Source organism: Neorhizobium sp. IRS_2294, assembly GCF_050500145.1.
GTDB lineage: Bacteria > Pseudomonadota > Alphaproteobacteria > Rhizobiales > Rhizobiaceae > Neorhizobium > Neorhizobium soli.
This window is the reverse complement of sequence record NZ_CP191440.1, coordinates 1,120,629-1,147,140: the sequence shown is the minus strand read 5'-3', so window position 1 is coordinate 1,147,140 and position 26,512 is coordinate 1,120,629. Positions and strand designations below refer to the sequence as shown.

The window sequence follows — 26,512 nt, the reverse complement described above, 5'->3', positions numbered from 1 at the left end:
TCCCGCCACGAGAAAATCTATCTCCCTTTACCCAACAAAATCATCAAGCACGGAGCGCCTATCAGAGCTGAGACGAGCCCAGCCGGGATTTGGTAGGGTGCTACAGCCGTGCGACCAATCAGATCTGCTAAAACCATCAGTCCCCCGCCAATCAAGGCAGCGCCTATCATCTGCGGCAGAGCGCGCTTCAACCCGGCCTCCCGCGCCAGGTGCGGTCCCATCAGGCCGACGAAGGAGAGCGGACCAACTGTGAGGGTCGCAGCCGCAGTCATCAGCCCCGCGAGGCCGAACAGCGCCAATCTCGAACGCGCCAGCTGGACGCCGACTGCCGATGACGGGGCCGGCCCAAGCGGCAGGATATCGAGCCAACGCCGTGCTGACAGAGCAATTGCAATCAGCACAGCTCCGATTGCCAGTTCCATGGTGGCTGTCTGGCCGTCCACCATATAGGTGGAGCCGCTTATCCAACGCATCAGCAGCACCGCTCTCGGATCGCCGGTGGAGCTCAGCACGCCGACGACAGCATCCACCATTGCACTGAGCGCTATGCCTGCCAGCAGGACCCGCTCCGGCGCGAAGTTCGACCGCCTTGAACCCAGCAGAATGACAGCGAGTACCGTGATCGCGCCGACGGCTGCAAAAACGAACTGCCCGACAAAGCCAGGCGCAACGGCGAATAATGCGATGGCGACGCCAAAGGTGGCACCGGCGCTAATCCCCAGAACCTCTGGGCTTGCCATTTCGTTGCCGGTCAACCTCTGCAGGATGGTTCCCGCAACACCCAGCATCGCGCCGGATGCGAGCGCTGCAAACACCTTGGGTGCTCGGATAGCGAGGATGTCGTTGAAAAACTCGCCGGAAAGCACAGACCACATGCCGCCAGGTCCGCGCCCGACAAAAAGGCCAAGCGCAACAATAACCACGAGGCTAGCAAGGGCGACCGTTGCTGGTTTGCCTACGCCCCATCGGCGCTGCCGCTCGCGCACCGTCACCGCGTGCGGGACCCGGTGACGCACCTTCAGCCACGGTAGCAGCGCCAGGAGCAGCGGCGACCCGAAGATTGCGGTGACTGCGCCGGTCGGAAGAAAGTCTCCGAGACTGCCCGCCACGAGTTGCAGCACGGAGTCGGCGAGGAAGAGAAGTGACGCCCCGATGAGCGGAGACCACAGTATCAACTGTACCGGCCGGCGCGCGCCCGAAAGCCGCGCCAGCGTCGGCGCGACCAGCCCGATAAAGCCGATGACGCCCACGGCGCTGGTGACAAAGGCCGCAAGCGACACCGCGCAGGCAACGGCGACGATACGAAGGCGCACGAGTTTGACCCCAAGTGAGGACGAACTGCTTTCCCCCAGATCGAGCAGCGACAGCGGTCGGATGACCAGGACGCAGACGATTGCGACGGGCACAATTTTCCAGATGAGCGAGACCGGAATGACCCAGCTCTGTTGCGCCAGCGATCCTGCGCCCCAGATGAACAGGCTCGCGAGGTAGCGCTGGTTCAAATAAATCAGGATGGCCGACAGTCCGCCGCACCAAAGGCTGAGCACGAGGCCCGAAAGCACCAGGGAATACGGCGAAAAACCTCGTCGAGCGCCCAACCCGATGACGATGGCGGCAGCCGCCGCACTTCCCACCAGGGCAACGAGATCGCGGCCGGCGCCCAGCAGTACCGGCATGAAAAGCGAGGCCACGACCAGCGCAAGATTGGCGCCCGCCGAGACGCCAAGCGTCGTCGGGTCGGCCAGCGGGTTTCGCAGCACCTGCTGGAAAAGTGCGCCCGACAAAGCCAGCGCCGCGCCCGCAAGCAGTGCCGTGGCCAGCCGCGGCAAGGTAGAATAGTAGAGCACCATCCGCTCGATGTCGTAGCCCGGCGCTACCGTTCCCGAGAGCGCCGGCTGAACGAGAAACCAGGATGCAACGCATCCGCCGCAAATCAGCAGGAAAACGACGAGGCCAGGCCCGAGATTATCGCGACGGAGGGCGGTCATGGTTCATGGTCCAGTACGTCGGTCACCAGACCGGCAAACCGCATAGCCTCGTTGACCATGCCGAACATCAGCGCCGGCGGAACGACTGACACGTGTCCGGGCCGGGAAAACGGCAGCGTCTGCCACAGCGGGCTTTCCGCGAGTTTTGGCAACACATCGGGCGGCACAGGCTCAAAGGTGATCAGGCGAGCGTCCCTGTCTGTAATGGTCGAAAGCTCCTCGATGCCGATCGTCTCGAAGCCCCAGTAGTTCGATTGACGGGTCCAGGCGTTGCGTATCCCGATGCGCTCCAGCGCGTTGTGGAACAGGCCGGGAGCGGAGTAGATGCGGGCGTGCCGGGCATCCATGAACGACGCCAGTGCAACCGGTGGAAGGGTTCTCCCCGCCAAACGTGCGCGGCAGGTCTCGAAGAATGCATCCGACCGCGTCAAGAATTGCTCCGCCTCCTTTTCGCGGCCAAGCCCGGAGGCCAGTTTGCGCGTCGCCGAAATCGCCGCCGGCAAGATGGGACCGCCGTCGGGCGTGAAGATCTCCAGCCGAAGGATTTTCGCGATCGGCTGGAGCCTCGGCAGAAGTTGGTCGAGATAGGGCGTCGTCAGGATGATGTCCGGCTTCAGTTGGATGAGGAGCTCGAGATCGACCTCGTGGGAGCTGCCGATATCCACGACCGAGCTCGGCATTTCGGGCTCGACGACCCATTTGTTCCAGTCGGCGAGATCGGAAATGCCGACTGGCTGCACCCCGAGAGACAACAACGTCGACGCCAGCCCATAGTCGAGGCTTACGATCCTCTGGCCGCTGGCATCCGCCAGCAGCGGTGCCGGCATGGAGACCGCTGCGGCCGCCGCCGCTGCGCCATTCAGAAGTGAGCGCCTTGAAATCTGCATTCCGTTGCGAACTTCAGCAGGCATAGGCAAGCGGATGCGGCAGGTGGGGAGCGGAAATCACCTTCATTTCAATCCCGTAAATGGCACGAAGCGTTTCGGGTACCAAGATTTGGGCGGGGGTTCCGCTTGCGACCAGCCGTCCACCTTTCAGCGCATGGATGCGGTCGCAAAAGCGTGCGGCCATGTTGATGTCGTGCAGAACGATGACGACGCTGCGACCGTTCTGCTGCGCGAGACGTCGTACCAGCGACAACACCTCGATCTGATGCGCGATATCGAGTGCCGCGGTCGGCTCGTCGAGTAGCAGGCAGCGTGCATCCTGAGCGATCAGCATGGCGATCCACGCCCGCTGCCGTTCTCCGCCGGAAAGCGTTCCCACCATGCGATCGGCAAATGCGTCGATATGCGTGGCAGCGATCGCTCCCTCCACCTTCTCGCGGTCGACGGCAGAAAAGCGACCGAGCGCGCCGTGCCACGGGTACCGTCCGCATGCGACCAGTTCGCGGATCGTCATATCCGACCCGGTGCCCAGATCCTGCGGCAGGTAAGCGACGGACCGCGGAAAATCATGACCGTGATAGCGCCAAACGTCGCGGCCGGCATAGGCGACAGATCCGGTAGTTGGCGTCAGCTGCCGCGCAAGGATTTTGAGGAGACTGGATTTGCCTGAACCGTTGTGGCCGACAAGAGCCACCACCTCTCCCTCCGGAAAATCGAGGCTTACGTCCGAGAGGATGGCATTCCCGTCGATCACAAGAGTGACGCCGTCGACTGCGAAGGCCTTCTGCGTATCAGGCGCGTCCTGCACGCGTTCTTCCATGACCATGTCGCCTGCTCCTCTTGTCACGGATTCGGACGCCGGAAGGCGATGCCAATGGCGCGGTTGACCGCGGGTCCGACCACGGACATATGGGTCTCGCCGGCGAAAAGCTCGAACTGCGTCCGGATGCTGTCCGCCGTGCCATCCAGCCGATCAGCCATTTCCTGCGCCAGCGCAACCGTCCTTTCGGCTTTCCTCCGATCCAGGCGGACGGCGGCATCCTCGTTCAAATACTGGAACGGCGCGAGTTCCTCCCCCTCATATTCTCCGGCGGAAAGATGCAGCATCACGTCGTTGCCGGCGACCGTTTGGCGACGCGCCTCGTTGTTGAGGATCTCGCTGCCTTCCCAGTAAATGGTCGGGCTCGCAGCAATCCAGTTGGCAAACAGGTCCGGCTTTTCGAACAAGGCGTAGAGCGTGAAGAGGCCGCCGAAAGAATGCCCGAAGAGCGATCGCCGTGCCGGATCGAGCAGAACCAGTTCGGCCAGCCGCGGCAGCAATTGCTTGTCGATGAAATCAAGCAACTCACCGGATCCGCCGATGCGCACCGGAGGTCCGCCCTCGACATAGGGCGGATAGGATTTGACAGGCGGGGGCCCAAGATCCCACGCCCGTCGCATGGCATCATAGGGGTCGTCGGTTGGATAACCGATCGCCGCGATAACGCCCCAGTCGACCCCGGTGCCCGTTGGATAAGGCGCCTGCGTCACCAGGCTTGCGAAAGCGAAGGGAAAGTTTGCGTTGCCGTCCGTCATGACCAGAAGTGGCCATCCCCCGACGGGCGCCTCGACAGCCGGCCTGAACAGGAAGATGCGATAGGGCTCGCCGCCGGTCTCTGGCGCCAGGTCGAAATAGGTGGTGCCGGGCAGGCAATAGGCCTGTTCAGTCATGCTAATCTCGCAAATTGTATGGCGCTTGCAGGCCGGGGAACGCATTGTCCCGGCTCTGCGGGATAGTCCACGGACGGACCCGCGCAGGCTGCCCGTCTCTCCTCAGAGCAACGAGGAGACCCCGAGCGGTTTGGTCGGTGGTATATGACGCCGATCACCACTTGTACTTCAACGAACCGACCACCGTTCGTCCCTGACCGAAGTAGCAATAGCCGCCATTGCACACCTGCTCCTCGCGGTTGGCAAGGTTCGTTGCGCTGACCATAAGCGAGAGCCCCTTCAGCTCCGGCGACTTGGCACCGAAGTCATAGGAAAGGGAAGCATCCAGATAGCCGACGCCCGCGTTCTTCGCCGTGTTGGAGTCGTCGGTGTAGGATGTGCTCACTGCACGAACGCCCCCGCCGATGCTGAGGCCGCCGATGACGGAATCTTCCGGCACGGCATAGTTCACCCAAAGCGAGGCCGTATGCTGCGGAGTTGTTGTCGGCGTGTTGCCGACGAGCGAACCATCGAGATTGTCGGTGATTTCCCCGTGGGTATAGGTGTAGGCGGCAATCACGCTGATACCGTTGTCGAACTCCTTCCGGCCCTCGACCTCGAACCCGGTATAGGTATTCTCGCCCGAATTCTCGTAGATATAGAGCGGACCGGAGACGCCGGCATACTGGGGCTTGCCGGTTTCAACCAAGTGATAGACAGCGCTGCTGAGCGAGAAATTGCCGCCGTCCGGCTGGTATTTGATACCGGCTTCGATCTGGCGGCCTTCCGTCGGATCAAGCACGCCACCCCCGGCGGAGCGCTCGGTCGATGGCACGAAGGAAGTTCCGTAGCTCACGTAAGGGGCAAGACCATTGTCGAAGAGATAAAGCAGCCCGACCTGGCCCGACAGAGCACCGTCATTTTTCTCGGCACCGGTACCTGCCACTTTGTCCGTGGTCTCCTGATGCAGCCAGTCGTAACGCAGACCTCCCACGAAGCGCCAGTTTCCGATTTCGGCCTGCTCCTGCGCGTAGATCCCCGTCTGGCGAAGGTCGTTGCCGGTAAAGCCCGTCAGCGCCGGAGACGGTGCGTTGATTATCTCCCCCGGAAGCGTGGATCCATATCCATCGGCAAAGTCTGAAGTGACGCCTGTGTAATCCAGTCCGGCAAGAACGGTATGGGACACTGCACCGGTATCGAACTTGGCCTGCAGCTGGTTGTCGATCTGGTAGGCGCGCACTTCGTCAGTCACCGCAGCGGTTCCCCACGGCGCGGCTGGCGCGCTGAACATTGTCGTACGGTCGACATAACGAGCATCGAGGTCGAGGTCGCTGACACGTGCGTTCTGCCGGAAGGTCAGACCGTTTTCGAACGCGTGTTCGAACTGGTAACCGAGCTGGTATTGGCGAACCTTTTGATAATCGTAGTTCGGATCGCTGACGAGGAAGATCCTGCCATCGTTTTTGAAAGTCCAGGCACTGGCCGCGCCCTCGCTTTTCTGCGCCAGCCCGTAAACCGTCAGCTTCGTGCTGTCGGTTGGCGCCCAGGTGAAGGACGGTTGTAGCAGGTAGCGGTCGTCCGCGATTTCATTATTGGTTTCTCCCTCGCGGGCCAGTCCGACGACGCGGTAAAACAGATCGCCACTTTCGCCAACCGGACCGCCAAAATCGAACGCGGCTTGCTTGCGACCAACCGTCCCGTATTGCACCTCGACCTCGTGATGGGCTTCCTCAAGCGGCAATTTGGAAATCTTGTTGACGATACCCGCCGCGCTCGCGGCCCCATACATGACAGATACCGGACCTTTAAGCACTTCGACGCGATCGAGCGTATAAATTTCGGTTGTGAACGTGCCGTAGGTCATCACCGGCTGGCGCAGGCCGTCGCGGAAATCGCCGCTCGTGGTCGTCTCGATGCCACGGATAGTGACCTGATCAAACCGCGGGTCGAAACCGAAGCCACCCGTGTTTACGCCGGAACTGTAGCGCGTTGCCTGGATCAGATCGGTTGCGCCGCGCTGTTCGATTTCCTCGCGGGTCACCACCGAAATCGAGCGGGGTGTTTCGACGAGCGGCGTATCTGTCTTCAAGGCAGTGATCGCACGCGTCGGTACGATCGTATCGTTGTCTTCGCCGATGGTTTGCCCAGCGCCTGTAATGACAATTGGGGCGAGGGTCGTATTGACAGGAGCCTCTTGCGCAATTGCCGCACTCGCCGCGCAAACAACCACCAAACCGACAAAGGCAGTAGAGTGTTGGAGCATGCGGCAAAAAGGATGCCGAGTGAACAAGAACGTCATTGCCTGACCCTTTGTCTAAGAACAAAAAATATCGTGGCGACCCAAGAGGTTGTGGATTCGAAGGTGTCGCGAAGACAGCATTACGCTGCCACGGGGGCCACCTATAAAAGCCAGATCTCGCGCAATCAATAAATGTGGAGTAATCCTGTCATATATTGTGAGATCGTTGTCAAAATTGCAACAGGCCTCCGCAGATCGTATTGCGTCTGAGATCCGCTCACTGACAACGGACTTTCAGCCAGTGTCGTAGTAATCGAAAATAGCCGGTCAGCTTGCAGATCTCGAAAAGATTTGAACTACCAAACCAATATCTCTGGCACTAGGAGATGACGGCGAACAATGCCACTTAGCTTTCGAGCAAGCGGTATGAGCCGAAGCGCTTCAAGCTGGTTGAGGGTCTCTAAGTTAACTCTGCCGTATATCGCTCCGCAGTATCGTTCATCTATTCCGAGCCTACTAGACCTGGTATGGCCCATTCACCAACGCTCAGTCCCAGGCGGACCTTTGAACGGGCCAGCAACGCCTGAGGTAATCCATCCGCCGTAGAACGTCCCGGCCTGGGGCACTACGGCCTCGCCGTCTACGAGGCACAAGTCCATGGCCTGCGGATAGAAGGCAATGAAATCCTTAATCAGGGCAAAAGATGTCGTGGGATGCGGATAGGCCCAGGCCGCGTTCCGGCTCGTTTTGTCATCCGATTGGATATCGAAATAGCGCGCCTGTCCTTTCCACTCGCAGATCGACCTGCTGCTGCCCTCACGGAGCATAGAGAGATCTACGTCGGCGGGCGGAAAATAATAGGTCGGCGGGTGGCTTGTTTCGATCGTGCGCACTGCGGCCGTGGTCTCCGCGAGAACGTGGCCGTTGTAGATGATCTTCAAATGATTGCGCACCGGCTGGGCGATGCTCGGCCTTGGGAAGGACCAAACGCTCTCCTGCCCGGGCAGGCATGGGTCTGGAACGGGATGAGTAAGCGTTACCATAATGTCCTCCAGTCCGAGCCAACTTGCAGCAGCAGCGGTGAATTGCAAGGCTGGAGCTGCTTCGCAGAATAGCTATATGGCTCGTTCTCGTACCTGGCCGTCGCAACAAGACGCTTTGAAACGAATCGAACTCAAGGCCTGGCGAGGTTGCCGAACATAGGCTGGGTTTGGTCGTATCAATGCCGACAGGCTCCAAGCTACTCTTACTGCTTGATACCTAGCCTACGCGGCTCTTCATCGTATCGAACGGTAACACGTTGATGGATTGAAGTTGGTCTCCCGCTGCGGGTCGGCCAAGATAGTACCCTTGTAGCTGATGAATGCCGTACTGCTGCATCAGACGCTGATGCTCGATAGTTTCTACCCCTTCGACAAGAATGCGTGTTCCGCGGTTGCGAAGCAGACCGATGATGTCCAACATCATTCGTCGTCCTCGCTCCGTGCTGCAGTCATGGAGGAAGGACCGATCAATTTTGACGGTATCGAATTCTATGAGACGCAGCCACGACAATCCCGCGAAACCCGTACCGAAGTCGTCCAGCCAGACCTGGACGCCCAACTTTCGCAAATCGTTGATGCAGCGCACTACGTCTTGGTCTATTTCCAGCTCCATCCCTTCTGTAATTTCGAGAGCGAGCCTCGCTCCTGCTAAACCGAAATCAGAGAGAGTTGAAGCGACGAAACTTGAGAAGTCGGGCATCTTGAGCTCAATCGGCGAAACATTCACACTTGCGACCTCCACCTTATTCTCTGCCAGAATGTCGTTGCAGACGGTGCGTATCGCCCAACGCCCCAGTTCGATTATTGACCCCGATCGTTCGGCGACGGGGATGAAGTCAGCGGGTGAAATCGAGGTGCCGTCGGGCCGACGCAAGCGCATCAGAGCCTCTGCAGCCGCCACTCTGCCCGTTTGAACATTTCGGATCGGCTGATAGACGAGGGATACAAGCCGCTGGGCGACGGCGACCTTCAGGATCGCTGCTATGTCCTCCTCGTCATCCTGTGTCCTCGCGTCACCAGGATCGAACACCACCACCGTGTTCCGACCGCCTTTCTTCGCGGCGTAGAGGGCAAGATCCGCTTCGTGGACAACTCGGTCGAGGTGCTTGGTCTGGTTCCTAGCGAACGACAATCCGATGCTGACCGTAACGATCGAGGTTCCATCTCGTCGGTTCTCATGAGGTAAAGCCAGCGCACGTATGGCAGACTTGATCGCCTCTGCAAAAGCGATGGCGTCCTCAACGCTTTGCTGCTGCGCGATGATGATGAATTCCTCGCCGCCGTAACGTGCAATCCTAGCTCCGTGGGAATTGACAACCTCTTGAAGAAGATGGGACACAGCGACAAGGCACCGGTCACCCTCTTGATGACCATAGCGGTCGTTGTATCGTTTGAAGTAATCGACATCGAGCAGCAGCACGTAGAACATCGACCTATGGTCGAGCCAACGTCGCCAGTAATCACGCAGTCGCTCATCGACAGCCCGGCGGTTTTCCAGCCCAGTGAGCGAGTCAGTGTTGGACAAAAGGAGGAGAGCTTTACCCCTCTCCTCTGCCGCGTTGTGCTGGACACAGGCCTCGAGAGCGTTGAGGAACACGTTGTAACGCTCTCGGTTGAGTTTCAGGTTCACGTACGAAGTAAATATGAAGCACGAGATGCAGAAGGCTCCGAGGATCAGCTTATAAAGCGGCAACATGGGTGAATATAGATAGAGCGTGCCCAGAAAGATGAGCATATTCGCTGCAGAGGCTGTGAGTGCAACGGGAAAGCGAAAGCTGAAAAACAGGTTCACGCTCATCATGAAGATGGCGCCGAAAACCATGTAGTAGGAGAGCGCCTCCACAGCACTGGACATCTGTGCAGTGAGAATCCAAACAAGATAGGCTACGGATACGGCTGTAGCCGCGACAGTGTCGATCAGGCCGGATCTTGCTCCGACGTAGATCAAGACCTCTAAGATCGCTAAGGCACAAACCCCAACGACGAGACGGCCCGCGACGGTGTAGTAAGCGACGTCGGGAATAAAGAGGTAGTCGGTAAGAGAATACGCCAGATACGCGACGACGGCTATCCATAGGCCTTTGCGCGTGACGCGTCTCCTGCCCCGCTCGCTCTCACGCACGTACAAATCACGCAAGTCTTCCGGCGAGGGCGTCGTACCTGCTGCGACGTAACCTGCCTCGGCAAACATGTGCAGCATGGCCTAAGAACCAATTCGGTTGTAGCTACGCGTCGTAGATCGCCGCTGTACGTTGAGTAGCGCCATGTGACATCCGCGACAAACGATAACGAGCTTATCGCGCGCGCACTCGATACGAACCGCCCAGCTTATTTAATAATTTCTAAAGTTGGTGACGCTTGATTGGCCCAATGCGGGACAGACTAATAATCCTTGACGAATGACAAATCGGTGAAGAATTTAACCTTGTATTAACATTCCATTAATCATGAGGTTATTTTTCTTGGCTCAGCCCCTTTTCTCGCCTGACGGCAAAAGCTTGATCATGCCCCAATCCGTCAGCGACAGTCTTATTTCGCAAAAACCGACCAACCAGGCAGAACTTCTAGCTGAAGCAAAAGCTCAATTTGCCATTGTCATAAACCTGGCGATGCAGCGGTTGGATGCCGGGAAGGATCTGCCCGAGATGACCAGATGGTTGATCGGTCAACTGCATGATATCAGGCAAAAAGCAGGGCCCGAAGTCTGGCAGATGCTCGTCCCAATCATACAAGCACATCCTTCCGCGCAGATATTGCAGCAGTGCCCCTTCACCCGGTGGTCGTTCGAGAAGCCGCGTGGCTATTCAGGAGATGCCGGACTGATAGACTTCATCTATGGACATGAAGCGGTAGCTGAAGAAGTTGCCAAGGCGACTCCTGTCGGGCTTCAGATCTTTGAGTACACAATTAACGCACCAGGGCCGGTTGCGGTCAGGGAAAGGCGAGACATTCTAACCAGCTACGTCGATGAGACCGCGGCGAGGACCGCCTCGGATACTGAAATCCTGGCGATTGCAGCCGGACACCTCCGGGAAGCGGAGGCATCGACGGCCCTTTCAAAAGGCGAAATCAAGCGCTGGGTTGCCCTCGATCAGGATCCCCAAAGCATCGGCTCAATCATGAGACAATTCGAAGGGACGTCTGTCGATCCAATCGATGGATCGGTGCGTGGGCTCCTCACGGGAAAGCATCAACTCGGAACATTTGATTTGATTTATGCCGCGGGTCTCTACGATTACCTTAGCGATAAGGTCGCGATCAAACTTACGCAGATTTGCGTCGCGATGCTGAAGCCGGGCGGAGTATTCTTGTTCGCTAATTTCTCCGATGAGATGTCTGACGACGGCTATATGGAATCTTATATGGACTGGGAGCTCCTGCAGCGTTCGGAGTCAGACATGTGGCGTATCGTGGGTGCGAGTGTTGATGCGGAGACAGTGGATGCCCGCGTCTGGTTCGGGACCAACCGCAATATCATCTACAGCACGATTACGAGTCTGCAGTAGGCTGCGGCGATAGGCCTCTTGGAAAATTTACTGCCCCAAGTCCATGACTTCGTATCCGGGGCGACATGACGTCGCCTTGGACATGACTTAGTCTCGATGATTGCATTCGAACGGTCTTAAAAGTATTTGAAGCTGGTTTAAGGACGGGCCTGCGGATCCCTTCGCCCGTCCTTACCTTGACTAGGTGGCACACCTCTTACGGCTACCTCAAGCAGCTCGGCCATAGCGAGCCTGTTGTTCCCGCGGTTGCTCAGTTAACGTGAACTGCGCCAAGAGCCTCTTAAGCTCGTCGGCTTCCGCCGCAAGGCCGTGGCTAGCCGCTGTCTGTTCCTCGACCATTGCCGCGTTTTGCTGCGTACCCTGATCGATCGTGTTGATCGCGGTGTTGATCTCCTGGAGCCCGGTCGATTGCTCGCGTGAAGCGACAACGATCGCGTCGATATGTCCGTTGATCTCCTTTACCTCAGCAACAATCGTCGCCAGTGCTAGACCTGCTCTGCCGACGAGTGCCACTCCCGTCTCAACCTGCGACGCAGATGTATTGATCAACGCTTTAATTTCCTTTGCAGCGTTGGCCGAGCGCTGCGCGAGTTCCCGCACCTCCTGCGCAACAACAGCAAAGCCCTTGCCCGCTTCGCCTGCTCGAGCCGCTTCAACGCCGGCATTCAACGCCAGGAGGTTCGTCTGGAAGGCGATCTGGTCGATGACGCCGATGATCTTCGAGATTTCTGCCGAAGACTGCTCGATGCCGTGCATGGCGTTGACAGCATCGCCAACCACGATACCGGACTGCTCGGCGTTGCCGCGTGTACGGTTTACCAGTCGACCAACTTCCTCAGCGCGTCGAGCAGAGTCCTTGACCGTGGTTGTTACCTGTTCGAGCGCCGCGGCCGTTTCTTCGACGGACGCTGCCTGCTGCTCCGTCCGCCGCGCGAGATCGTCAGCCGACTGACGGATCTCGCTCGCACCTGCATCGATAGCTCTCGCATTTTGTCCGACTGTCGTCAGTGCCTCGTTGAGTTTGCCGATCGAATTGTTGAAATCCTCGCGCAAACGATCAAGGTGAGACACAAATGGCGTTGCGATGCGATAGTTCAGGTCGCCGTCGGAGAGATGCGCCAATCCCTTTGCAAGCGCATCGACTGCCAACTGAATGTCAGCGGCATCGTTTGCAGACTTTTGTTCCCGGTCGACTCGTTCACGTTCAGAAGACGCACGTGTCTGTTTGGCGTCACCCTCGAGACGTTGGCGCTCTATCGCATTGCTACGGAAAACTGAGAGCGCGGATGCCATTGAGCCAATCTGGTCTGTACGGTTCTGCCCGGGGATGGCCACCTGCAGTTGACCTGCAGCCAGCTCTTCCATCACAGACGTCATCTGTGTCACCGGCTTAATCACGAGCTTACTCAGAAGAATGGCGACAAGACCGATCATTCCTGCGACGGCAAGCACTGTTGCGATGATGGCCGCGATCCTGAACTGGAAAACAGATGCATAGGCGGCATCTGCATCTACGACAAAACCGAGATACCAGTCCACGGACGGCAGACCACTGACGGGGACGAAGCTCGTCAGTTTGCGACTCCCGGAGATTTCGGTCTCCGCGATGTCGGCTGCAATCGCAGGTGCGCCAGATGGAAACAGATCGATCAGGGTCTTGTTGACAAGGGATTTATCCGGATGAATAAGAATCTTACCGCTTGTGTTTACGAGGAATGCGTACCCTCCAGTGCCGACATCGACCGACTGGATCATGGACACAAGCGAGTCGAGCGAAAAATCGCTACCTGTCACACCGCTCAGTTTCCCGTCGACCTTAACGGGGACGGCAGCCGTAATGATAAGCCCGCCTGTCGAAGCATCCGAGTACGGCTCCGTCAGTACCGCCTTATCAGCCTGGACGGCATCGAGATACCAGGGTCGCTTTCTTGGATCGTAACCGGCGGGCAGTTCCTGCTGCGGCCAGGTGATGAACGCCCCGTTGGCAGCGTCGCCGAAGTAGGTGGACATGAACTGACTTGTTAAAACGTCGTTCTGCAGAAACGCGAGTTTGGCCGCAGGATCCTTGGCTTTTTCCATTCCCTTGGCAGATACATCGGTCAGCATGATGCGACCGTTCAGCCAGTTTGCAATGCTTTGGGATGCCTGCTTTCCAGAGGCGCTGATCTTTTCGGCAACAGCCTTGGTTGCCACGCCGCGTTGCAGGCTGTCGATATAGGTCGAGAAACCGACGAAGGCGGTAGCCACGACGAGAGACGCTGCTATGAGAATACGCGTCATCAGGTTTGATTTCCTAGACAAACCAAAATTCCTTCGGATGCTGCCGGTGCGACACCTAGCTTAGATTGGACGGGGAACATGCCTTGCGGCGAGGCAACGCGCATCATGCGTGCAGGAAGACGTGAGCTTCGAACAACTCACTAAATTAAGAAGATTAAATTTGAGCGACTACGAGACTTCGAACCATCTCGATCCTGCAACGAGGCGCTCTGCACTTCATTCGCGCCCAGCCTTCACCACAGTCGCCCTACTTCCCATCCCGTATCGGTCGTCTTCGCCTTGAACGGATACAACCTAGAACCAGATCGAATTGCGCTACTAAATATCTGATAATTATGACCCTCATGCATCTAGGCGATGTTTGAAGTTCCTCCAGAGCAGATCGCGAAAGCAACCGGAACCGCCCGTAATTCTATCGCTTGGTTTAAATATGACGACATTGGGGGGAAACGTGGTGCACGTCGTTCGGAGAAAGCTGGTCTTGCTCGCTTATCTCACGCCAACGATCAAATTATATTGTATTATATCGAAATATCTTGCTTGTCGCCAGCGGTTCACACATGGGATTCGAGCAAGACATCAATCTTTTTTTGGCATTGATCGTTCAGGTAATCTTCGAGAAAGTAGGAGATCGTTGCAAACGGGATGCTTTTGCTGCGATATTAGCAGAAGTACTGGCTTGTTTCTGGTTCGCTCAGAGTGTTGTGATCCGAACATGCTGGACTGCCTGTCCCGATCATTGCGATGACCCGAAAAACGTCTGAATAAGTTTTAAGCGACAATGGGAGCAGCGAAATCTCAACGGCAGTGGTGTACCAACAAGACTGATAATATGAACCATAATTTGCTGGTTTGTCGGAGCGCAACCGCATTCTCTAATCGTCAGAAACCCCGCTTCAGGACCGCCGCGCTCGTATAGGCTTTTCTTGTGCATGAGGCACTATGATTGAGGTTGCAACTGCTCCGCCGAGGATGGTCTTATGGTCGAAAGAACAGAATGAGAAGAGCGGTGCAAAGCACCACCGCGCCAAACACACGTTTGACGATTTCCTGTCTGCCGGACAGGCGCAGGCAAAGCGCCATTCCGATCACACCGCCGATCACACCGCCGAGGATGAACTCCATGGCGACCTGCCAGTCGATCATGCCGGACAGCGCATAATTCAAGGCTGAGGCAAGCCCGAAGGTTCCGACCGCCAGAAGCGAAGACCCGACCGCATTGAGAACCGGCATGCCGACCGAAAATATCAGGCCCGGCACGATCAGGAAACCGCCGCCGATGCCGAACAGGCCGGAACAGAAACCGGCGACAAGAGCGATGGCGCAGAGTTTCAGATGGGCCTTGCCGTCGAGTGAGCCGGCATCGACCACCTGGCGGATGCGCAACGGACGGAACATCAGCAGGCTGACGACGAGCATCACGACGGCAAAACCGATCAGCAACAATCCGCCGTCGATCAGTTTGCCAAGGCTCGAGCCGGCCAAAGCCGCAAGCGCACCGACAATCGCGAAGATCGCCGCACACCGCCACCAGACATGACCCTTGACCGCATGGCTGCCAAGATTGAGATAGGCGTTGACGGAGACGGCAAGCGCGCCGGTGCCGACCGCGGTATGAACGTCCTTCACGCCCACCGCGTAAAGAAGCAGGGGCGTTGCCAGGATCGACCCGCCGCCGCCGATAAAGCCGAGCGAAAAACCGACGAGGCCGCCCGACATCAGGGCGGCGATCATCTGGTTCGCCATCATGCCGTCATACATGGGCGGTCAGCCCCAGACCGCGCCCGGCAGGGCATCGAGCGGGATTTTCAGGTAACGGCGGCCGCTTTCGTCCGCCACCGGTAATTCGCCACCGCGAGTATTCACCTGCAAGGCATGCAGGATCAGCTTCGGCATCGGCAAAGTCCGGTCCCTTGCCTCGCGCAAGGCCACGAATTCCGCCTGCGTCTTGCCGTTGACATGCGGATTGGTCGCCTTCTGCTCCGCAACCGTGCTTTCCCACAGCGCCTCGCGTCCACCCGGGCAATAGTCATGACCGGTGAACAGTCTCGTGTCGTCGGGGAGAGATAGGATCGTCTGGACCGAGGCCCACAGGTTGATCGCGCTGCCGCCGGGAAAGTCTGCCCGTGCCGATCCGCTGTCGGGCATGAACAAGGTATCGTGAATGAAGGCGGCATCACAGATGACATAGGTCACCGACGCCAGCGTATGGCCCGGCGAATGGATCACGCGGGCCTCGATGCTGCCGATCGCAAAACTGTCGCCATCGGCAAAAAGCCGGTCCCATTGCGAGCCGTCGCAGGCAAGATCGGGCCAATTATAAATGCCCTTCCAGATATCCTGGACGGCTTTCACCCGTTCCCCGATCGCGGTTGGGGCGCCGGTCTTCCGCTTGAGATAACGGGCGGCGGAGAAATGATCGGCATGCGGATGGGTATCGAGTATCCATTCCACCTCCAGCCCTTCGGTGGCGATATAGGAGAGGATGGCGTCCGCATTTGTCGTCGCCGTGGCACCCGACTTCTCATCGAAATCCAGAACCGGATCGACGATTGCGCATCGCCTGGTGATCGGATCGGACACCACATATTGGATACTGCCCGTGCGGCGATCGTAAAAAACCGCGGACATCCGGGTTCGTCGTCATATGAAATCCCTTGTCAATTCATGGGGTGGCGGGGGGCGAGATCAGCCCGCGCGCCTCCAGCATCGGAAGTGTACCGCCGGCACGCATCGTCGCCAGCAGATCGGTTGGAACAGCATGCCCGCTTATGGCGGTGCCTGTCGTGATGTTGAGAACGTCGCCAGTCCGCGGGTCGGCACGCAGCACATCACCCTCACGCGCATGTTCCGTGATGCCCGGGCAGGTCATCGCCGCCAGCCCGTAGCTCACGCAACCGCGGAAAAACAGGCTGCTGATGCTTTCGGCGATGAGAAGAGAAATGCCGACATTGACAAGCGAGCGTGCCGCCGGGCGGCTGGACCCGAGGCCAAAATTCCGGCCCGCGATCAGGATGTCGCCCGGCCCGATTTCGTCCAGCCATCGGGGTCGGACGTCCCGAAACAGCGCTTTCGTCTGCGCCGCTTCGCTGGAATAAAGCACGTCGCCCGGCATCATGACGTCGGTATTGATGTCATCGCCGAACAGCCAGCAGCGCCCCTCGATCATGACCGGCCCCCGAAATGCGCGCACTCGGGCAAGCCGGATGGTTCGGCAATCCGGCCGGCAACCGCCGATGCTGCCACGGTGGCGGGGGATGCGAGCCAGATGCGGGCGCTCGCATCCCCCATCCGTCCCTTGAAGTTGCGGGTCGCGGTTGCGATGCAGTTGTCGCCGGGTCCGAGCACTCCCATATGGCCACCGGCGCAGGCGCCACAGGTGGCATTGGTCACGATCGCGCCGGCCTCCGCCAAGGTCTGGATGTGACCTTCGCTCAAGGCGGCGCGGTAGATGGCCTGGCTTGCCGGCGTGACGATCAATCGGACGCCATCCGCCACGCGCCTGCCGCGCAGAACCGCAGCGGCGGCGGCGATATCGGAAAGGCTGCCGTTTGCACAAGAGCCAATGAACGCCTGGTCGATGCGTTCATTCTCCGTCCCGGCATGGCCGGTATTGCCGAGGATCTGATCCGGTCTGGCCACCATGGGCCTGACAGCGGACAGGTCGATCACCTCGCGACGCAGGTAATCCGCATCTGCATCCGGCTGGACCGGTCGAAAAACCTCCGCGGTGCGGGATTCAGTATGCCGGATCAGGATATCGTCCGCTTCGAAAGTGGCGAATTCGCAGTTCAGTTCGGTACACATGGTCGAGATGGTGCGGCGGGCATCGATCGACAGACCGGCCATCCCCTCACCGCCGAATTCGATATTCGAGCCCGCATGACTGCCGAAGCGATCGGCGATATGGAGAATGACGTCCATCGCGGCGACGCCAGGTCCAAGTCGACCGATGAAATCATAGCGCACGGTCGGTGCCAGTTGCAGCCAGGTCTCGCCGGTCGCGACGGCTGCGATCAGGTCGATGATCGTTACCGCCCGCGCGGCGCAATTCATCACGCCGGCGGCGGCGCTGTGGGAATCGCTGCCGACGACGAACATCCCCGGCAGGGCATGACAGTTTTCCGAAAGCAGGACGTGGCTGATGCCCTGGTCAAAGCCGACGTCGTGAAAGCGGCGAATACCCCAGCGCGCAGCAAACTCCCGCCCCATACGCTGCGCAGCAGCGCTGGTGGCGGACGGGGCCGGAACCTCGTGATCGAAGACGATGACAATGCGATCTGGATGCGGCACGGCAAGGATTTCGCGCCGCATCTGTCTCAGGAAAAAGAAGGTCGTGTCGAGCATCACGGCCCGATCAACCGGGATGGTCAGGATGTCACCGGCAAAAACGCGCGGCAGGCCGGCAGCGCGGGCAAGAATCTTTTCAACGATCGTCATGCCCGTGCCGTGGTCGGCGTCCATCCCGGTCCCCTTCGCCGTTCTCAGCCCTTGACGATGGACAGAAGTGCGCCGTGGGCGAGCGTCAGGTCGAGAGCGCCCTTGGCTTCGCTGCCCTTGAGTTCGACGGCATAAAGTCCGCCGCCGATACGGCCGATCGGGGACGCCGCATCGTCCTGGAACACGGTGACCGAATAGGTGCCTGCGGCAATCGAGAAGGCCTGTCGGCCTTGGTAAGCCTCCGCGGCCTGCATCGGTGCTGCCATCTGGGCTGCGAGCACCTTAGCGGTCGCTTCAGCCATCGGGCTTGCGATGATCATACGTGCGATGCCGGTTGCGCCATTGGCATGCGGCACGGCTGCCGGAATGCGATATCCGCGGCCGACGACATCTTCGACCACGAAGGGGAGCGCATCATCGCCACCGGTGCCGCGGCCGGTCATCAGCAGTTTCAGACCCCATTTCGAGCCGTCCGCCAGCGTGTTGCCGACATCGACCGGACCGGCGGTCTTGGAACCCATGGCTTCCAGCTCCTTGCTCAGCGCATCGACGCTTACAACGGTGAAGGAATAGTCACCCCAGCCTTCGCCGGCTGCCAGAAGCGGGCCGAGCCGATGTTTCTTCAGCGCTTCGGCATCGGTAAAGGCGGTGATCAGGATATAGCTGCCGTCATCGAGGCAGATGAAGCGATAGACGGCAGAACCGTGCTGGCTGTCCTGGCGCTCCAGAATGGTAAAGCCCAGAGCTGCATAATCGGCGGCGGCTTTTTCCACGTCGTTGACGAGAGCGATGATGTGATCGGGCGATGCCAAGGTCTTTTTCCTTATAAGTTCAGCTGCGGGGTGTGATGGGAGGTGGTGAAAAGGTCCGGATCGTCGGCAGCGTGTCGCCCTCCACCCGCTCGATCTCGATCAGGCAGGATTGCGCCGAGGAACCCTGCCCCATTTCGGAGGTGCCGATATCGCGGGTCAGCACGTTCGGATTGCTGTTGCGGTCGGTCATGCCATCGGGATCGTATGTGCCGCCGGTCGGCAGGACGGCGACGCCCCGCACGATGGTTTCGGTCACGCGGGCAACGGCAAAACAGCTGCCGCGGCTGTTGAACAGGCGAACGGCATCGCCATCGGCGATCCCGCGCCGCGCAGCATCTGACGGATGCAGGTCGACACGCTCCAGCCCCTTGACCTTGCCGGCCATGGAATGGGCGGAGGCGTCGAGCTGGCCATGCAGCTTGCGGCCGGGCTGCGGCGTCAGGAGATGCAGCGGATAGGTTTCTGCCAGCGGTGCGCCAAGCCATTCCTCGGGATCGAGCCAGGCGGGATGCCCCGGCTGCACACCGTCGCTTTCGTCCCGCAGAGCTTGCGAAAACAGCTCGATCCTGCCGGATGGCGTCTCCAGCCGGTTGGCATCGGGATCTTCACGGAAAGCCTCGAACATCACGTAGTCGCGGTTCGGTTCGGGCATGTGGAAATAGCCCTTTTCCCAGAAATCCGAGAAGACCGGCGCGGTGATGCCGCGCGACTGCAGCTTGCCGCTGATGCTTTCCCAGGCACGGTCGAGCCAGCCCGCCTCGTCCAGACCGTCGGTAAAGGCGTCGCCCATGTCCAGCTTTTTGGCCAGTTCGGCGAAAATGGCGAAATCGTTGCGCGCTTCGCCCACCGGCTCGACCAGCTTGTGCATGGCGAGAATGTAGGGATCACGCGAAGCGCCGCCGATGTCGTTGCGTTCCAGCGCCGTCGTGGCGGGCAGCACGATATCCGCGTGCCGCGCGGTCGCCGTCCAGTAACATTCGTGGACGATGACGGTCTCGGGCTTGCGAAAACCCTCGCGCAGCCGGTTGAGATCCTGCTGGTGGTGGAACGGATTGCCGCCTGCCCAGTAGATCAGCTTGATATCCGGATAGGTCTGCGTCTTGCCGTTGAAACGATAGTCGCCGCCCGGATTGAGCAGCATGTCGGTGACGCGGGCAACCGGGATCGGCGGCGTTACCGGATTGCGGCCGACCGGCGGGCCGAACAGCGGCGTCTCGTAACGCGGGTTGCCCATGCCGTTCGACGAACCGTAACCGAAGGCGAAACCACCGCCTGGAAGGCCGATCTGGCCAAGCACGGCGGAAAGCGCAATCATCGCCCAGTAAGGCTGTTCGCCATGGCGGGCGCGCTGCAGGCTCCAGGTGGCCGTCAGCATCACCCGCTTGCCGGGCAGTTCTTCCGCCAAAGCGCGGATCGTCTCGGCCGGCACGCCGCAAATGTGTTCCGCCCATTCCGGCGTCTTGGCGATCCCGTCCGTTTCGCCCATCAGATAGGCGCGGAACGGCGCAAATCCGTGACAGTAACGATCAAGGAACGCCTTATCCTCGCGGCCGGCAGCGATCACCGCCTGCATCAGCGCCAGAAGCAGAGCCGTATCGGTATTCGGCCGGATCGGCATCCACTCGAATGCGTCGGCCGGGGTCACATCTTCCTGGCGCGGCGAGATGTTGATGAAGCGCAGCTTGCCCATCGTCTCCATGAAATTGCCGTAACCGTGGGTGCCGGACCCGCCGGCCTGGATCAGCCAGTTGCGATCCGGAATGCCGCCCATGGCCAGCACGATATCGGCATGTTCGCGGATCGAGGACAGCGAGGTCAGGTGCGAGCCGATCGCATCGCCCCGGCCGACCACGCGCGGCAGGAACGCCATGGCCGCGCCATAGCTGTAATTGGTCACCTGGTCGGTAAAGCCGCCGAAACCGGTGAGGAAACGGCGCACCAGGCTGCGGGCGTGATGCAGACGGCCGGCACTCGACCAGCCGTAGGAGCCGCCGAAGATTGCCGCATTGCCGAACGTGTCGCGCACGCGCCGCAGTTCCCCCGCAACCCGCTCGATCGCCTCGTCCCATTCGATCTCGACGAATTCGTCCTCGCCCCGCCCCTTGCCGCCATCGTTCTCCAGCCAGCCTTTGCGCACGACGGGTCGGGCGACGCGCAGCGGAGAAGTGAGCATTTCCGGCCAGACCTTGATCAAGGCATTGGGTTCGGGATCATGTTCGAAAGGCAGCACGTCGACGAGACGTCCGTCCTCGACGACGGCGCGGAAAGCACCCCAATGTGAAGCTGATCGCAGGATGGGCATGGGTGTAGCCTTTTCGTATGAAGGCACCGGCCTGTCACCGGTCATGATTGAAAGTTGCGATATAATTTTAACGTAGTCAAGTTGCCTTTTATTCCGATAATGTTATAAGTGGGCAATCGGCCAAGCTGGAGCAAAACCCTTTGCGCAAGTTCAATGTTCGACAGATCGAGGCATTTCGTGCCGTCGTCACCATGGGCAGCATGTCCAAGGCGGCAGAGCTGCTCGGTGTCTCCCAACCGGCCGTCAGCCGGCTGGTCAGCGACTTTCAGGAGGCCGTCGGCTTCAAGCTGTTCAAGCGCCTTAGAAATGGTGCTGAGCCGACCAAGGATGCACGCCATCTGTTCGAACAGGTCGAGAAGATCTTCGTCGGCCTGGAAGAGCTGGAAAACGAAGTTGCCGCGATCAAGAGCCTGCAGATCGGCCGCGTGACCATCGCCGTCACCAGCTCCTATGTCAGCGGTTTCATGCCCCAGCTGATCGCCGCCTTCCGTGCCGACTATCCGGACATCAACATTTCGCTGAAGACGCTCAGCCATGAACAGGTGGTCGATTGGGTCGTATCGGGTGCGGCCGATGTCGGTTTCACCACCCAGGCGAACGGCAATACGGCGCTCAATACCGAGATGCTGCTCAAGCGCCCGATCGTCTGCGTGCTGCCCAAAAGCCACCGTTTGGCCGACAAGGACAAGCTGAAACTGCAGGATCTGGCCAACGAGGATTTCATCAGCTTTCCGCGCGGCGCTCCCTTTCGTTTCGAGATCGACATGCTGTTCGATCGACAGGGTGTCGACCGCAACATCACCATCGATGCCACCTCGCATGATGCGGTCTGCGGTCTTGTGGGTGCCGGGCTCGGCGTGGCGATGGTCAATCCCTTCTCCACCAATGTGGCGGTGGCCGATCGCATCGTCTTCAAGCCCATCACGCCCAGCGTCCAGCTGGAACTGCAGCTGATCTGGAACGACGCTTCCGAATCCGCCGCCAACACCAAATTCCGCGAATTCGTGCTTGCCTATATCGAGGCCAATCCGCCTGCCGCAGCCTGACTCTATTTCCCTCCAAGCCCTCCCAAATCGAACGGACCCCACCGATGAACATGCAGATGACCATACCTAAGGAATTTAATGTCGTGCCGCCCGAAGCCGACGTGGTCATCATCGGGGGTGGTATCGTCGGCGTCAGCACGGCGCTTTTCTTGGCGCAGAGGGGCGTATCGGTCGTGGTCTGCGAAAAGGGCGAGCTCGGGGAGGAGCAGTCCAATCGCAACTGGGGCTGGGTGCGCAAGATGGGCCGTGACCCGCGCGAAATCCCGCTGATGATCCGTTCGATGGAAATCTGGAAGACGCTCAATGAAGTGGTCGGCAGCGACACCGGCTTCCGTGTTCAGGGCATTACCTATTTCGTCAACGAGGAAAAGGACCTGCAGCGTTACGCCGGCTGGATGAAGGCTGCCGAACCCTATGGTCTCGACACCCGTTTCGTTTCGGGCTCCGAGATCGCCAACTTCATTCCCGGCTCGTCGCGCAAGTTCGGCGGCGGCCTGCATACGGCCAGCGACGGTTTTGCCGAACCGCATATGGCGACCCGCGCGATCGGCCGCGGCGCTGAAAAATTCGGCGCCACGATCGTCACCGGCTGCGCCGTGCGCGGCGTCGAAACCTCGGGCGGCAAGGTCAGCGAAGTGGTCACCGAAAAGGGCCGCATCCGCTGCAAGTCCGTGGTTCTCGCCGGCGGTTCGTGGTCGTCGCTGTTTGCCGCCAATCTCGATATCAAGATGCCGCAGCTGAAACTGCTGTCGCAGGTCATGCGCACCCGGCCGCTGTCGGGCGGTCCGGAAGGTTGTGGTTCCGGCCCCGGCTTCGGCTTCCGCAAGCGCCTCGACGGCGGCTACAATTTCTCGATGCGCTCGGCCCATCCGGTCGATATCGTGCCGGACAGCTTCCGTTATCTGAAAGACTATATCCCGGCCTTGAAAAACGAATGGCGGGCGATGAAATTCCGCATCGGCAAGCGCTCCTTCCAGGAAGCGATGACGCCGCGCAAATGGGCGCTCGACCAGCGCACCGTGTTCGAGGATATCCGCATTCTGCGCCCGGTTCCCGCCCACAAGGTCCTCGACCAGGCGCTGATCAACGTCCGTGAAATGTTCCCGGCCTTCAAGGATCTCGTCGTCAACGAACGCATGGGCGCCTGGATCGACGTGACCCCGGACGCGATCCCGGTCATTTCCGGCGTCACCGCACTGCCCGGTTTCCACATTGCCACTGGCTTCTCCGGCCACGGTTTTGGCATCGGCCCGGCGGCCGGCGAACTGATGGCGGATATCGTCACGGGTAACACGCCCTCCACCGACGCCTCTCCCTTCCGCCACAGCCGCTTCATCGACGGCTCGAAGATCAACCACTGGCCGATCGGCTTCTGATTTTTGGCGCGACCGCGCATCGATACAGGGAACAAGTCGGCCTTGGACCGACAACGTCCACATGCTGTCCAAAAGGCAATGCCGCACATCCCATGGATGGGCGGCATTGCCGTATATTGGTCTTGCGGAATGGACGGCATTGCCGTATGGATGTCCTGTGCAAAGCGTCATCCAAACGTCTGTTTTTCTTGCGCAGGCCAAGCGGTGCGGCCTGTCTGATGACGAGCTTCAAGAGATCATCGCTGTTATCGCTGCTGATCCTGAGGGCGGAGCGCTGATGGCCGGAACCGGCGGAGCACGCAAGCTGCGCCATGCCCGTGAAGGTCAAGGAAAGATTGGCGGCTTCCGCACCATTCATTACTTCGGGGGCGGAGATATTCCTGTGTTCGCGCTGGCAATCTACGGAAAGAACGAGAAGGGCAACCTCTCGAAAGCCGAGCGAAACGAATTGGCCCGCATCCTGCCCAAGGTGGCCGATGCCTACAGGCAAAGAAAGGACAAGGCATGACGTTCGGAAAAGAGCTTATCCAGAGTGCAGAGGAAGCACTTGCAATTGCAGATGGGCGTGCGGAACCTGCCGCCGTTTTCATCCCTGAAACCATCGACGTTGCGGCCATCCGCAAACGCCAGAAACTTTCGCAGGCCGCTTTTGCGAAGCGGTATGGTCTGCCCGAAGGCACAATCAAGGACTGGGAGCAGAAACGCCGTCAACCGGATCGTGCCGCGATCCTCCTGCTCAAAGTGATCGAGCAAGCACCTGACATGGTAGCACAGGCTATCCGCGCATGACCACGTTTACCCATTCCGCAAAGGGAACGGGTAAACGAAACGCGATTTTCCAACATTGCGCCGTAAAGATCAGCTCGCCTTCAGCCGATCGAGGCCGGCTTCGAGATCGGCGATCAGGTCGGAGACATCCTCTAGGCCAATATGAAACCGGATGACCGGTCCGCCGGTCCATTTGTTGACGACGCGCGAGGTTTCCGGATGCGCGGGCAGGACGAGGCTTTCGTAACCGCCCCAGCTGAAGCCGATCTTGAAATGCTTCAGGCCATCGATCATCCGCTCCAGCGCGCCCGCGCCGATCGGGTTGAGTTCGACCGAAAACAGGCCGCTGGCGCCAGAAAAATCACGCTTCCAGATCTCGTGGCCGGGGCAGTCCGGCAGGCCCGGATGCAGGACCTTGGCGATTTCCGGCCGGGTTTTCAGCCAGTTGGCGACGGCAAGTCCCGCCTCGTGATGCTGGCGCAGCCGCACGCCGAGCGTTCTCAAACCGCGCAGGCCGAGATTGGCTTCTTCGGAACCGGCACAGGTTCCGGTGTCCTGCAGCGCCACACGCACCGGCAGAAAGGCCTCTTCGGTGGTGGTGACGACGCCAAGCATCGCATCGGAATGGCCGACGATATATTTCGTGCCGGCCTGGATCGAGGCATCGACGCCGAGTTCCATCGGCCGGAAAAAAACCGGCGTTGCCCAGGTATTGTCGATGGCGGTGCGAATGCCCTTGGCCTTGGCGACGGCGACGATCGCCGGCACGTCCTGCACTTCGAATGTGCCGGAACCGGGGGATTCCATGTAAATGAGTTTGGTATTCGGCTTGACCAAGGCCTCGATGCCGCCACCGATCAACGGATCGTAATAGGTCGTTTCGATCCCCATGCGCGACAGCGTGCGGGCGCAGAGCCGGCGCACCGGATCATAAACGCTGTCGGGCACCAGAACATGATCGCCCTGGCTGAGAAAGCCCAGGAAAACGCCGGTGATCGCGGCGAGACCCGAGGATGTGGCAATCGCTGCATGGCCGCCATCAAGTTCGGCCACGGCCTGTTCGAAGGCAAGGCTGACCGGCGTGCCGACGCGACCGTAAAACGGCGTCGTATAGGGTGTTTTTGCCGCCGTCTGGAAATCGCCCATCGTCTTGAAAACGAAGGTCGAGGCACGCACCACCGGCGGATTGACGGAAATGCCGGATTGATCGAGCACACGCCCGGCCTGGGTCAGCCGCGTCGCGAGCCCGCTTTTTGTCGTCGTCATCAGATACTCTCCTTGGGAAGATCGTCGCGCTGGCCCCATTCGTGCCAGGAGGCGTCGTAGATTTTCCAGTCGTGCTTGCCGATCCGTTCGAGCTGGAAAGCGATGATCGAGGCGGTAACGCCCGAGCCGCAGGTGGAAATGATCGGCCGTTCGAGATCGACGCCGGCCTGTTCAAACAATTGCCGTGCGCGCTCCGGCGTGGCGAAGCGGAACGGCGCCGACTGGTCGATCAGCACGTTCCACGAGACGTTGATGGCGCCCGGCATATGGCCGCCGGCAATGCCGGGATAACCGGAGCTCTGCTCGCCGGTAAAGCGGCCGGGCGTGCGGGCGTCCACCAGCAGACTGTCGCCATCCTCGATCGCCTGAAAGACATCCTGCCAGCCGGCCACCTGATCCTTTGCCGGACGGGCGGTGAAGTGGCCTGCGGCGGCGGGTCTGGCGTCGCCGGTCTCGACGGGCCGTCCTTCTGCCAGCCAGCGGCGATAACCGCCATCGAGGATGCGGACCTTCTCGTGACCGAACAATTTGAACATCCACCAAAGGCGGGCCGAGACGTAACTGACGTCGTAGATCACCACCAGCGTATCGTCGCCAATGCCCAGCCGCGACACTTCGGCTGCAAATTGCTCTGCCGCCGGCAGCATGTTGACGAATGGCGACGATGCGTCGGAGACGTCGTTGAGATCGATATAAAGTGCGCCGGGAATATGTCCCTTGCGGAACTCTTCGAGACCCGATTTCTCCGCCTCCGGCACGAACCAGGTGCAATCGAGAACCGCGACGGACGGGGCTTTCAGGGGATCGGCCAGTTGCTCTGCAAGCCATGCCGGTTCGACGAGATAATCGTCCATATCTTGATCCTTGGAG

General features: G+C 59.6%; 21 protein-coding genes. 5 read left to right on the top strand and 16 right to left on the bottom strand.

The genetic code is table 11. The features are described from left to right. Positions 1 to 17: 17 nt before the first annotated feature. From fhuB to ACQY1K_RS22385, 7 genes are all read right to left on the bottom strand, one after another. Positions 18 to 1,988, bottom strand: coding sequence for a Fe(3+)-hydroxamate ABC transporter permease FhuB (fhuB, locus tag ACQY1K_RS22415; RefSeq protein ID WP_430259596.1), 1,971 nt, complete (start codon positions 1,986 to 1,988; stop codon positions 18 to 20). Then, a complete protein-coding gene (locus tag ACQY1K_RS22410) occupies positions 1,985 to 2,875 on the bottom strand; it encodes an iron-siderophore ABC transporter substrate-binding protein (protein WP_430259594.1) in 891 nt (296 codons plus the stop codon). The genes fhuB and ACQY1K_RS22410 overlap by 4 nt, the downstream gene beginning before the upstream one ends. Before the next feature lie 13 nt (positions 2,876 to 2,888). Continuing rightward, on the bottom strand, positions 2,889 to 3,701 hold the full coding sequence (locus ACQY1K_RS22405; protein WP_430259592.1) for an ABC transporter ATP-binding protein: 813 nt from the start codon (positions 3,699 to 3,701) through the stop codon (positions 2,889 to 2,891). Between the two features lie 17 nt (positions 3,702 to 3,718). Further along, a complete protein-coding gene (locus ACQY1K_RS22400; RefSeq protein WP_430259590.1) occupies positions 3,719 to 4,585 on the bottom strand; it encodes an alpha/beta hydrolase in 867 nt (288 codons plus the stop codon). 154 nt (positions 4,586 to 4,739) lie between these two features. Beyond that, positions 4,740 to 6,653: a TonB-dependent siderophore receptor gene (locus ACQY1K_RS22395; protein ID WP_430259588.1), complete on the bottom strand. Its 1,914-nt coding sequence runs from the start codon at positions 6,651 to 6,653 to the stop codon at positions 4,740 to 4,742. A gap of 686 nt (positions 6,654 to 7,339) precedes the next feature. Continuing rightward, positions 7,340 to 7,846 (bottom strand): DUF427 domain-containing protein, encoded by a 507-nt coding sequence (locus tag ACQY1K_RS22390; RefSeq protein ID WP_209903846.1) that lies wholly within the window; start codon positions 7,844 to 7,846, stop codon positions 7,340 to 7,342. A 217-nt stretch (positions 7,847 to 8,063) separates the two neighbouring features. Continuing rightward, the gene (locus tag ACQY1K_RS22385; protein ID WP_430259586.1) at positions 8,064 to 10,046 is read right to left on the bottom strand and encodes a putative bifunctional diguanylate cyclase/phosphodiesterase; all 1,983 of its coding nucleotides are present in this window, start codon (positions 10,044 to 10,046) and stop codon (positions 8,064 to 8,066) included. 304 nt (positions 10,047 to 10,350) lie between these two features. Here ACQY1K_RS22385 and ACQY1K_RS22380 point away from each other — a divergent pair, with 304 nt between their 5' ends. Beyond that, the gene (locus tag ACQY1K_RS22380) at positions 10,351 to 11,352 is read left to right on the top strand and encodes a class I SAM-dependent methyltransferase (RefSeq protein WP_430260631.1); all 1,002 of its coding nucleotides are present in this window, start codon (positions 10,351 to 10,353) and stop codon (positions 11,350 to 11,352) included. Between the two features lie 207 nt (positions 11,353 to 11,559). Here ACQY1K_RS22380 and ACQY1K_RS22375 read toward each other — a convergent pair whose 3' ends face one another. From ACQY1K_RS22375 to ACQY1K_RS22345, 7 genes are all read right to left on the bottom strand, one after another. Next, positions 11,560 to 13,653, bottom strand: a complete 2,094-nt coding sequence (locus ACQY1K_RS22375) for a methyl-accepting chemotaxis protein (RefSeq protein WP_430259584.1) — start codon at positions 13,651 to 13,653, stop codon at positions 11,560 to 11,562. A gap of 957 nt (positions 13,654 to 14,610) precedes the next feature. Continuing rightward, complete coding sequence (locus ACQY1K_RS22370) at positions 14,611 to 15,393, bottom strand: sulfite exporter TauE/SafE family protein (protein ID WP_430259582.1); 783 nt, start codon at positions 15,391 to 15,393, stop codon at positions 14,611 to 14,613. A gap of 6 nt (positions 15,394 to 15,399) precedes the next feature. Further along, positions 15,400 to 16,263, bottom strand: coding sequence for an MBL fold metallo-hydrolase (locus ACQY1K_RS22365; RefSeq protein WP_430259580.1), 864 nt, complete (start codon positions 16,261 to 16,263; stop codon positions 15,400 to 15,402). A 34-nt stretch (positions 16,264 to 16,297) separates the two neighbouring features. Then, complete coding sequence (locus ACQY1K_RS22360) at positions 16,298 to 16,801, bottom strand: hypothetical protein (protein WP_430259578.1); 504 nt, start codon at positions 16,799 to 16,801, stop codon at positions 16,298 to 16,300. Next, positions 16,798 to 18,096 (bottom strand): aconitase/3-isopropylmalate dehydratase large subunit family protein, encoded by a 1,299-nt coding sequence (locus ACQY1K_RS22355; RefSeq protein ID WP_430259576.1) that lies wholly within the window; start codon positions 18,094 to 18,096, stop codon positions 16,798 to 16,800. The genes ACQY1K_RS22360 and ACQY1K_RS22355 overlap by 4 nt, the downstream gene beginning before the upstream one ends. A 20-nt stretch (positions 18,097 to 18,116) precedes the next feature. After that, positions 18,117 to 18,884, bottom strand: a complete 768-nt coding sequence (locus ACQY1K_RS22350) for a VOC family protein (RefSeq protein ID WP_430259574.1) — start codon at positions 18,882 to 18,884, stop codon at positions 18,117 to 18,119. A gap of 19 nt (positions 18,885 to 18,903) precedes the next feature. Then, positions 18,904 to 21,186 carry a molybdopterin-dependent oxidoreductase gene (locus ACQY1K_RS22345; RefSeq protein ID WP_430259572.1) on the bottom strand — a complete coding sequence of 761 codons (2,283 nt, stop codon included), beginning with the start codon at positions 21,184 to 21,186 and terminating at the stop codon, positions 18,904 to 18,906. A 140-nt stretch (positions 21,187 to 21,326) separates the two neighbouring features. Between ACQY1K_RS22345 and ACQY1K_RS22340 the strand changes: the two genes are divergently transcribed. The 4 genes from ACQY1K_RS22340 (at position 21,327) to nadS (ending at position 24,397) form a co-directional block, all read left to right on the top strand. Beyond that, the gene (locus ACQY1K_RS22340; RefSeq protein WP_430259570.1) at positions 21,327 to 22,232 is read left to right on the top strand and encodes a LysR substrate-binding domain-containing protein; all 906 of its coding nucleotides are present in this window, start codon (positions 21,327 to 21,329) and stop codon (positions 22,230 to 22,232) included. 56 nt (positions 22,233 to 22,288) lie between these two features. Continuing rightward, positions 22,289 to 23,608, top strand: coding sequence for an NAD(P)/FAD-dependent oxidoreductase (locus ACQY1K_RS22335; protein WP_430259568.1), 1,320 nt, complete (start codon positions 22,289 to 22,291; stop codon positions 23,606 to 23,608). 157 nt (positions 23,609 to 23,765) lie between these two features. Beyond that, positions 23,766 to 24,116, top strand: a complete 351-nt coding sequence (locus tag ACQY1K_RS22330; protein ID WP_430259566.1) for a type II toxin-antitoxin system RelE/ParE family toxin — start codon at positions 23,766 to 23,768, stop codon at positions 24,114 to 24,116. Beyond that, on the top strand, positions 24,113 to 24,397 hold the full coding sequence (gene nadS, locus ACQY1K_RS22325) for a NadS family protein (protein WP_430259564.1): 285 nt from the start codon (positions 24,113 to 24,115) through the stop codon (positions 24,395 to 24,397). Before ACQY1K_RS22330 ends, nadS begins: the two co-directional genes overlap by 4 nt. Before the next feature lie 69 nt (positions 24,398 to 24,466). On the opposite strand, the gene metC is transcribed toward nadS, so the two are convergent. Both metC and ACQY1K_RS22315 read right to left on the bottom strand, forming a co-directional pair. Further along, the gene (metC, locus tag ACQY1K_RS22320) at positions 24,467 to 25,642 is read right to left on the bottom strand and encodes a cystathionine beta-lyase (protein WP_430259562.1); all 1,176 of its coding nucleotides are present in this window, start codon (positions 25,640 to 25,642) and stop codon (positions 24,467 to 24,469) included. Next, on the bottom strand, positions 25,642 to 26,496 hold the full coding sequence (locus ACQY1K_RS22315; protein ID WP_430259560.1) for a sulfurtransferase: 855 nt from the start codon (positions 26,494 to 26,496) through the stop codon (positions 25,642 to 25,644). The genes metC and ACQY1K_RS22315 overlap by 1 nt, the downstream gene beginning before the upstream one ends. Positions 26,497 to 26,512: the final 16 nt, after the last annotated feature.

Coding starts and splice junctions, on each gene's coding strand:
- nadS (WP_430259564.1), top strand. CDS start 24,113: ATGACGTTCGGAAAAGAGCTTATCCAGAGTGCAGAGGAAGCACTTGCA.
- ACQY1K_RS22370 (WP_430259582.1), bottom strand. CDS start 15,393: ATGTATGACGGCATGATGGCGAACCAGATGATCGCCGCCCTGATGTCG.
- ACQY1K_RS22360 (WP_430259578.1), bottom strand. CDS start 16,801: ATGATCGAGGGGCGCTGCTGGCTGTTCGGCGATGACATCAATACCGAC.
- ACQY1K_RS22380 (WP_430260631.1), top strand. CDS start 10,351: ATGCCCCAATCCGTCAGCGACAGTCTTATTTCGCAAAAACCGACCAAC.
- ACQY1K_RS22365 (WP_430259580.1), bottom strand. CDS start 16,263: ATGTCCGCGGTTTTTTACGATCGCCGCACGGGCAGTATCCAATATGTG.
- ACQY1K_RS22355 (WP_430259576.1), bottom strand. CDS start 18,096: ATGGACGCCGACCACGGCACGGGCATGACGATCGTTGAAAAGATTCTT.
- fhuB (WP_430259596.1), bottom strand. CDS start 1,988: ATGACCGCCCTCCGTCGCGATAATCTCGGGCCTGGCCTCGTCGTTTTC.
- ACQY1K_RS22345 (WP_430259572.1), bottom strand. CDS start 21,186: ATGCCCATCCTGCGATCAGCTTCACATTGGGGTGCTTTCCGCGCCGTC.
- ACQY1K_RS22410 (WP_430259594.1), bottom strand. CDS start 2,875: ATGCAGATTTCAAGGCGCTCACTTCTGAATGGCGCAGCGGCGGCGGCC.
- ACQY1K_RS22390 (WP_209903846.1), bottom strand. CDS start 7,846: ATGGTAACGCTTACTCATCCCGTTCCAGACCCATGCCTGCCCGGGCAG.
- ACQY1K_RS22385 (WP_430259586.1), bottom strand. CDS start 10,046: ATGCTGCACATGTTTGCCGAGGCAGGTTACGTCGCAGCAGGTACGACG.
- metC (WP_430259562.1), bottom strand. CDS start 25,642: ATGACGACGACAAAAAGCGGGCTCGCGACGCGGCTGACCCAGGCCGGG.
- ACQY1K_RS22400 (WP_430259590.1), bottom strand. CDS start 4,585: ATGACTGAACAGGCCTATTGCCTGCCCGGCACCACCTATTTCGACCTG.
- ACQY1K_RS22405 (WP_430259592.1), bottom strand. CDS start 3,701: ATGGTCATGGAAGAACGCGTGCAGGACGCGCCTGATACGCAGAAGGCC.
- ACQY1K_RS22335 (WP_430259568.1), top strand. CDS start 22,289: ATGACCATACCTAAGGAATTTAATGTCGTGCCGCCCGAAGCCGACGTG.
- ACQY1K_RS22315 (WP_430259560.1), bottom strand. CDS start 26,496: ATGGACGATTATCTCGTCGAACCGGCATGGCTTGCAGAGCAACTGGCC.